General features: G+C 65.1%; 8 protein-coding genes and 2 pseudogenes. 4 read left to right on the forward strand and 6 right to left on the reverse strand.

From position 1 onward, the window contains the following. On the reverse strand, window positions 1-326 hold a 326-nt coding region (locus tag ACFWAY_RS52905; protein WP_378516420.1), incomplete at its 3' end, for a CoA-transferase. A 303-nt stretch (window positions 327-629) separates the two neighbouring features. After that, window positions 630-908, reverse strand: a pseudogene (locus ACFWAY_RS52910) (alcohol dehydrogenase catalytic domain-containing protein); the annotation flags it as partial. Between the two features lie 201 nt (window positions 909-1,109). Here ACFWAY_RS52910 and ACFWAY_RS52915 point away from each other — a divergent pair. Continuing rightward, window positions 1,110-1,616 carry a hypothetical protein gene (locus tag ACFWAY_RS52915; protein ID WP_378516421.1) on the forward strand — a complete coding sequence of 169 codons (507 nt, stop codon included), beginning with the start codon at window positions 1,110-1,112 and terminating at the stop codon, window positions 1,614-1,616. On the opposite strand, the gene ACFWAY_RS52920 is transcribed toward ACFWAY_RS52915, so the two are convergent. After that, window positions 1,539-2,060, reverse strand: a complete 522-nt coding sequence (locus ACFWAY_RS52920) for a MerR family transcriptional regulator (protein ID WP_378516422.1) — start codon at window positions 2,058-2,060, stop codon at window positions 1,539-1,541. The genes ACFWAY_RS52915 and ACFWAY_RS52920 overlap by 78 nt on opposite strands. A 127-nt stretch (window positions 2,061-2,187) precedes the next feature. Between ACFWAY_RS52920 and ACFWAY_RS52925 the strand changes: the two genes are divergently transcribed. Together ACFWAY_RS52925 and ACFWAY_RS52930 are read left to right on the forward strand one after the other, a co-directional pair. Beyond that, the gene (locus ACFWAY_RS52925) at window positions 2,188-2,610 is read left to right on the forward strand and encodes an Hsp20/alpha crystallin family protein (RefSeq protein ID WP_378516423.1); all 423 of its coding nucleotides are present in this window, start codon (window positions 2,188-2,190) and stop codon (window positions 2,608-2,610) included. A 69-nt stretch (window positions 2,611-2,679) separates the two neighbouring features. Beyond that, entirely contained in the window at window positions 2,680-3,003 is a 324-nt protein-coding gene (locus ACFWAY_RS52930; protein ID WP_378516424.1) for a hypothetical protein, read from the forward strand. 468 nt (window positions 3,004-3,471) lie between these two features. On the opposite strand, the gene ACFWAY_RS52935 is transcribed toward ACFWAY_RS52930, so the two are convergent. The 3 genes and pseudogenes from ACFWAY_RS52935 to ACFWAY_RS52945 form a co-directional block, all read right to left on the reverse strand. After that, a complete protein-coding gene (locus ACFWAY_RS52935; RefSeq protein ID WP_378516425.1) occupies window positions 3,472-4,119 on the reverse strand; it encodes an RES family NAD+ phosphorylase in 648 nt (215 codons plus the stop codon). A 3-nt stretch (window positions 4,120-4,122) separates the two neighbouring features. After that, complete coding sequence (locus tag ACFWAY_RS52940) at window positions 4,123-4,743, reverse strand: DNA-binding protein (RefSeq protein ID WP_378516426.1); 621 nt, start codon at window positions 4,741-4,743, stop codon at window positions 4,123-4,125. A gap of 267 nt (window positions 4,744-5,010) precedes the next feature. Then, window positions 5,011-5,267 (reverse strand): annotated as a pseudogene (locus tag ACFWAY_RS52945) (hypothetical protein); the annotation flags it as partial. Here ACFWAY_RS52945 and ACFWAY_RS52950 point away from each other — a divergent pair. After that, window positions 5,220-5,351: a hypothetical protein gene (locus tag ACFWAY_RS52950; protein ID WP_378516427.1), complete on the forward strand. Its 132-nt coding sequence runs from the start codon at window positions 5,220-5,222 to the stop codon at window positions 5,349-5,351. The pseudogene ACFWAY_RS52945 and the gene ACFWAY_RS52950 overlap by 48 nt on opposite strands. Window positions 5,352-5,957 lie beyond the last annotated feature (606 nt).

Genomic DNA, 5,957 nt, shown 5'->3' on the forward strand with positions numbered 1-5,957 from the left:
GTGGATTCCGCCTGGTAGGGCATCCTCAGGGCGATTCCGTCGATCTCAGTGAGCATCCTCTCGGTCTCAGTCGACACGGACGCCCCGGTCAGCAGATCGATGGTGAAATTCGCGCCGGCCGCGCGGGCGGCGTGAATCCGGTCAGCCAAGGCCGGGATAACCGCCTTGGGTGTCCCTGCACTGGCGAAGCCGCTGACAGCGACGGTGTCACCCGGACCGATGGCCTTGACCGCTTCCTCCGCCGACGTCACCTTCTGCTGGAACGCCGAGTGTCGAATCCGGTTCGACTGCACCGGGGATGCGGGATCACTGATCTGGAGGCTCACGGCGCCAGTGTAGGAGTGGGCGACGTGACGCGACCACCCCGAAACATCGTGATGTTCACCGGATCACATCCGGTGTTCGCCACTGACCGCCGTCCTCGACCATTCGTCGCGGCGGACCCGCCGCTCGCCGACCCCGCGAGGTCGCCCGCCGAGTCGCGCCCGAATGCGCATCGAATCGTGATCCTGGTCACTGCCCGGGCGCTTCCGTGAGCGGGCCGGGCGATCATGACGCCGACAGGTCTCGATTCCTGCTGCTTGACAGCGGTGGTCACCCTCCAACTTGACGTCTGCATCGACCGGCGTGTCCGCCGGGTCGGAACCGTCCCGGAATGCGCGCCGCGAAGCGCGAGTCCGCCAGCATGTACTCGGCAAGGATCCGTTGACCGAGTATCCGCCATTAATCTGATTCTCACGCAGGGTTCCCAAACCGTGCGGCAGTATCGGCATTCCAGAAAGGCCGACTACGGCCAGGCATTCCCGACCCGCTCGCCCAGTTCGACAACCGTCCCATAGCCCGTCATGGCAGGGGATGAACGGTGGGGTGGGCTTTACCTGCCAGTCTCCGTCCGCGGCATTGTGGCAGGGGACCTCCTTGCGTCTGTGGGATTCACAACACCACGAGCACGGGGGTTTGCAACTACGTTGGGACGGCGGCGGCTATCTGCCAAGCTCGCCACGGCTGACTCCAAGACCTTCCATCTGATGCTGGATTCAGGGGCCGGGACGCCGTAAGCGGATCGCTGACCGGTCATCGATCAGAGTGCTTCGCTCTACCCTCTCTGTATGAGCACGTCGGAGACCTGGTGCGCTGACTTCGCGGACCGGGCCGCGCGGCGGGCCACCGAGCACGAGCCGGACTGGTCCCGCAGTTGCCAGCTGCATTCGGCGGTGGCACGGAGCCTGCGGAAGTTCCAGGTGGGAGAGAGCGGCGACGGTGCCCACCTGATCGTCAATGCGGACGCTGCGGGTGACCCCGACTACGCAGCCTCCGTGCGACTGTTCGTCGCCGAGGAACAAAACCATGCGCGGATGCTGGTGGAGCTGCTGCGATCCAGCGGCGTCCCGACGATCGGCCGGCGCTGGTCCGACATCGTTTTCGTGCAGCTGCGTCGGCTGATGAGGTTGAGGCTCGAGCTCATGGTCCTGGCAGTCGCGATGCCCGCGCTGATGAGTGTCCCGGCATGCCGGTGCCGAAACGGCGTGACGGGTGCGTTAGTGGTGTTCGCGTTCGCCGGTGCCGTGGGTGCGGGTGGGGCCGTCCCGCAGGCGGGGATTCTGCCCGGAAACTGACCGCCGTCGGGGCCTTCCGGGCCGCGCCGCATCACTCGCGGACCGGTCCTGCTCAGCGTCGACCTCGGAGGCACGGGCGGCACCAATGTGGTCTGTACTGGTCTCGGGATCCTGCTCGGCGCGCAGTTGCGCGTTGTCGGCTTGCAGGCGGCGGTTGTGGCGTTCGAGTTCGTCGGTGCGGTGCTCGAGGTCGAGAACCCGGCCGATACCGACGAGGTTGACGCCGGCGTCGATGAGTTCGGCGATGCGCCGAAGCCGGGCCAGGTCGTAGTCGCTGTAGCGGCGGGTGCCGCCGGCGGTGCGGCCCGGGGTGATGAGCCCGTAGTCCTCGTACAGGCGCAGTGCCGCGACCCCGAACCCGGACAGCTCGGCGGCCACCGAAATGCCGTAAACACTGCGCAGCGACGGTGATTCGGAGTCGTACCGCTCGAATTGTTCGGGCATTTTTGCTCCGATCGGGAATTTTCTCGCACAACCTCTTGTCATGATCTACGACAGATGATATACCAAATCTACAGCATCTGCTGGAGTTTATCTGGTGGGATGAAGAGGGTTTCAGGAGGTGGACACGATGTTGATGCGTACGGATCCGTTCCGCCACCTCGACCGTCTGACACAGCAGTTCCTCGGCACCGCCGCCCGTCCGGCGGTGATGCCGATGGACGCCTGGCGTGAACAGGACCGGTTCGTGGTGGAGTTCGATCTACCCGGTGTCAATGCCGACTCGCTGGATCTGGACGTCGATAAGAACACTCTGACTGTGCGCGCCGAACGGTCCGCGCTCGACGAGAACCGAGAGATGGTTGCGGCCGAGCGTCCGCGCGGGGTGTTCAGCCGGCAGTTGTTCCTGGGGGAGCACCTCGATGCGGACAAGATCGAGGCGAGTTACGACGCCGGGGTGCTGCGGTTGACGATTCCGGTCGCGGAGAAGGCGAAGCCCCGCAAGATCGAGATCGGTAGTGGGCATTCGGAGAAGAATGCGGTCAACGCCTGAGGCGCGGTCGACAGGGCGACCGTCAACGCTCGACCGAGGTGACAAGGCTCGGGAGGGGGTGAATTGTCGATGACATTGGCGCACATGGTCACCGAGGTGAACGCCACCGAGGTTCCGGAGCGCAGCTTACGCAAGGTGGTGTGGCCGTGGCACGAACTCGACTACGCAGTGCTCGGGGCCGATTCGGATCGCATCCTCGCCGACGCGCTCACGCCGCAGGCCGTGGTCCTACTCGCAGGGTTGGCGACTGCGCCGGCCGGTCCGTCGCGGCCATCCCCTCCCGCTTCGGTGTGGTGGACGGTGTCGGCTCCTCCGGTCCCGGAGATCCGGGCCTCGCAACGTTCGCCTCCGACACCCGGAAAGTCCATTCGCAAGAGCATGTTTCGTATGTGATGCCTTCGCCGCTGCCGTCGCCCGTCAAGCTCAGGCGGTGGCCTTCGCCGCGACGAACGGGTGGATCGTCGGTGAGCACACGTGGTGCCCGATGTGCGCGGCGGCCCACACGTCCCGGCGCACAGCCTGACCCGCCGATCCGCAGCCCTCACCCGGGACCGCGGGGCGATTGCCGGGCTGTGAGCAGCAGGCGTCTACCGTGGTCTGGGAGGACTTGGGTGATCTCCCTGACATCGAGTTTGGCGACGCGGATACTGACGCCGACGTGGATGAAGGCTCGGCTGGGTGAGCCCGAGACCGATCATCGAAAACGAGCTCGACGCCTACACCTCCGGTTTCCACTCGACGCCCTCTCCAGCGGCGTCCCGCTGGGCGTCGACCTCAACGCGATTCCCGCGCCGGGAATCGAGGTTGGTAGCGAGTTACCCCGTTGGTGGGAGGTCGTGGTGGGTTGTCGGGAACAGGATGTCACACGACTTTGTATCCGAGTTTGTCGGCGACGCCGGCGAGTCGGGTGGCGAGTGCCGGGTCGGTCAGCGCTCGTGAGGTGAGGGGAGCGGTCGGCATCGCGTCCTGCGCTCGGGAGAACAGGGCTGCGCAGAGGGCCCCGGTGAAGCGGCTGTTGTAGCTGATGCCGTCGAGATGAGGGAATGCGTCGACGATGGCGCGGGCCCACCTCTGGGTGTGGTCGTGTCCGGCGGTGGAGATGGCATAGGTTCCGCCGGCGCGGGTGGGCCAGTGGCCGGTGCTGTCGGTGGAGACGTCGAGGAGGTGCAGGGTGCGGGTGAAACGCAGGCCGGTCAAGTAGGGGATCTCGAATGCGCGGTCGATGGTCCGATCGTTTTGGAACGCTTCGCCGAGCGCGGCGCCGGGGTTGGTTGCGCCGTACCAGACGCCGTGCGCGGGGTGATGTCCGCGCGGTGGCGGGTGGGGATCGAATCTCAGCACAGGCCCGAAGGTGCGGAACGCGTTCCACGCCAGGGTGTGCACGGCGGTGGTGCGGTGCACCCGCCACCAGGTTTCGGTCGTATCGATGAGGCGGTATTCGTTCGGTCGGATTCCGATGGCGCGCAGTTCATCGGGCGACGGCGGTGGGGGGAGAGGGAGGATGGACATCTGTCAGGCGCTCGCCCATCTCTGCTGCTCCACGACGCAAGAGGCGGTGGCGATGTCGCCGCCCGAACGTAGCCAGTGCAGTATGGATGCGGGCTTGCCCTCGTCGTCGCGGAGTTGGTCTTGCGGAGTGGTCAGGAGCCCTTCGACGGCCAGGGGGTGCAGCCCGGTGGGCAGGGTGGACAGGATCTTGTCCAGGCCGCGTACCAGGCCAGGTCGGGGTCCATCGGGTTCGAACTGTAGTGCCGGGAAGAGCCATTTCCCCTGGTCCTTGAGCGCCCATAGTGTGCGGTCGGCTACGCGCTGCCGGATCCGCGACGGATCGACCTCGAGGAGGGCGCTGACCTCGGCCGATGTGCGCGCGGTGCTCAGCAGGCGGGTGTAGGCGGCGACGTTGTCGAGCATCTTCCGCCGGTAGGCGTCCTGGTCTTCGCCGAAGTCGGCGGCGTCGTACATCGCGGCCTCGGCGGCGGGAAGGGCAACCGAGGCTTGGTGGATGGTGGGGAGCGCGTCGAGGGCGCGTTCGATGTCGAGTCGAGCCATCTTGATGCCGAACTTCTCGCTGAGTAGTTGCTCGAGCGGCTGAGTGCCGCCACCGGTGTCTCGCGTCTCGATGTCCGCCGCCATGATAACCAACTCCTCTCGTTACCTAACAGTGTAGCCGTGCGTTAGAATCGGTGCACCCGGCCGGGCCAGGACGACGTGAACCACTGGATCTTCTCGCCCGCTGCATGGAGGGAAGCTCACCGGTGTTGGCCCGGCCTTCTCGCACCCGTGAGTTGAGGGTGGACCGCTGTGCCGGCGGAGCCCTAAGGTCCGTCGCGATGTCGGTGAGTCGCTCATGTGAGGGACATGTCGTTACTGCTGGTCGAAGGGAGTATTGACCGCAGTAGTTCAGAGGTCCGCAGCCCCACCCCACCCGTCGTCGAACAATCTCCGGTGCGTCAGTAGCAGCGCGGTCCGCAGACGTGTACAGGGGTCGGCGAGCACCTTCTCGGCGCCGGTGAGGGGGAGCGGGCAGGTCGGTTCGGATGCGGAGGAAGCACAGCACCGCTCCCCGACCGCGGGATCCCGATGGGGTCGGAGACCACGACAACCGGCGGGTGAATCCACTCGTCGTCGGCGGAGACGAAGACGAAGACGTCGCCCCGGATCAGGAAGGTGCGATCTCGGGCCGCTTTGACAAGCTCGACGTCTCGGTCGTGATCACCGTCGAGAAGGTTCTCCCTAGCTGAGCCTGCGTCTCTGACGGCGTCCTGCACCTACCTTCTGGGTGGGGGCAGCATGTGTGTGATGTGGCTGTGACCTGGTGTTCTGTTTTGTTGTGTGGGTGTGATGTGCCGGCGATCTGTTGGGGGTGGGGCCGGCGCCGGGGTGCGGGGCGGGTGTGGGTGTCGGTTTCGCCAGATTTTGGATGGTTTTTGAAAGGTGTTGTTTACCAACGTGTTTAGGTAACTAGTTGGTATGAATTAGATTCCACGGGTAGTGCACAAAACTGTCTCGTAAGGTTGGTAAAGTATTGGCGTACAACGTATTTACGTGTTGTTGATTTTTCTGGTGTTTTGTTGGTTATGTGGGTGGGTGGTAGGCTTGTGGGTATGACGGTGAGGGTGTTGGGCAGGGAAGCGAGCAACGAGTCAGGCACGCCCGCGCGCGTCCCCAGCCTCGTTTCTCAGTCGGGAACGCCGCTCGTCGCACCGATTGAATCCGCAGTTAATAACCTAATTTCGGAAACGCAGAGAAGCGAAGCGACTCGATCGACGGCAACGGGAATGGACCCACCGCGAGCCGCGCAGCGGCTCCCTGGCGGGGAGCGAAGCGACTCGCCCCCGTCTCCCGGC

Source organism: Rhodococcus sp. NPDC059968, assembly GCF_042738615.1.
In the GTDB taxonomy this organism is placed as follows: Bacteria; Actinomycetota; Actinomycetes; order Mycobacteriales; family Mycobacteriaceae; genus Rhodococcus_F.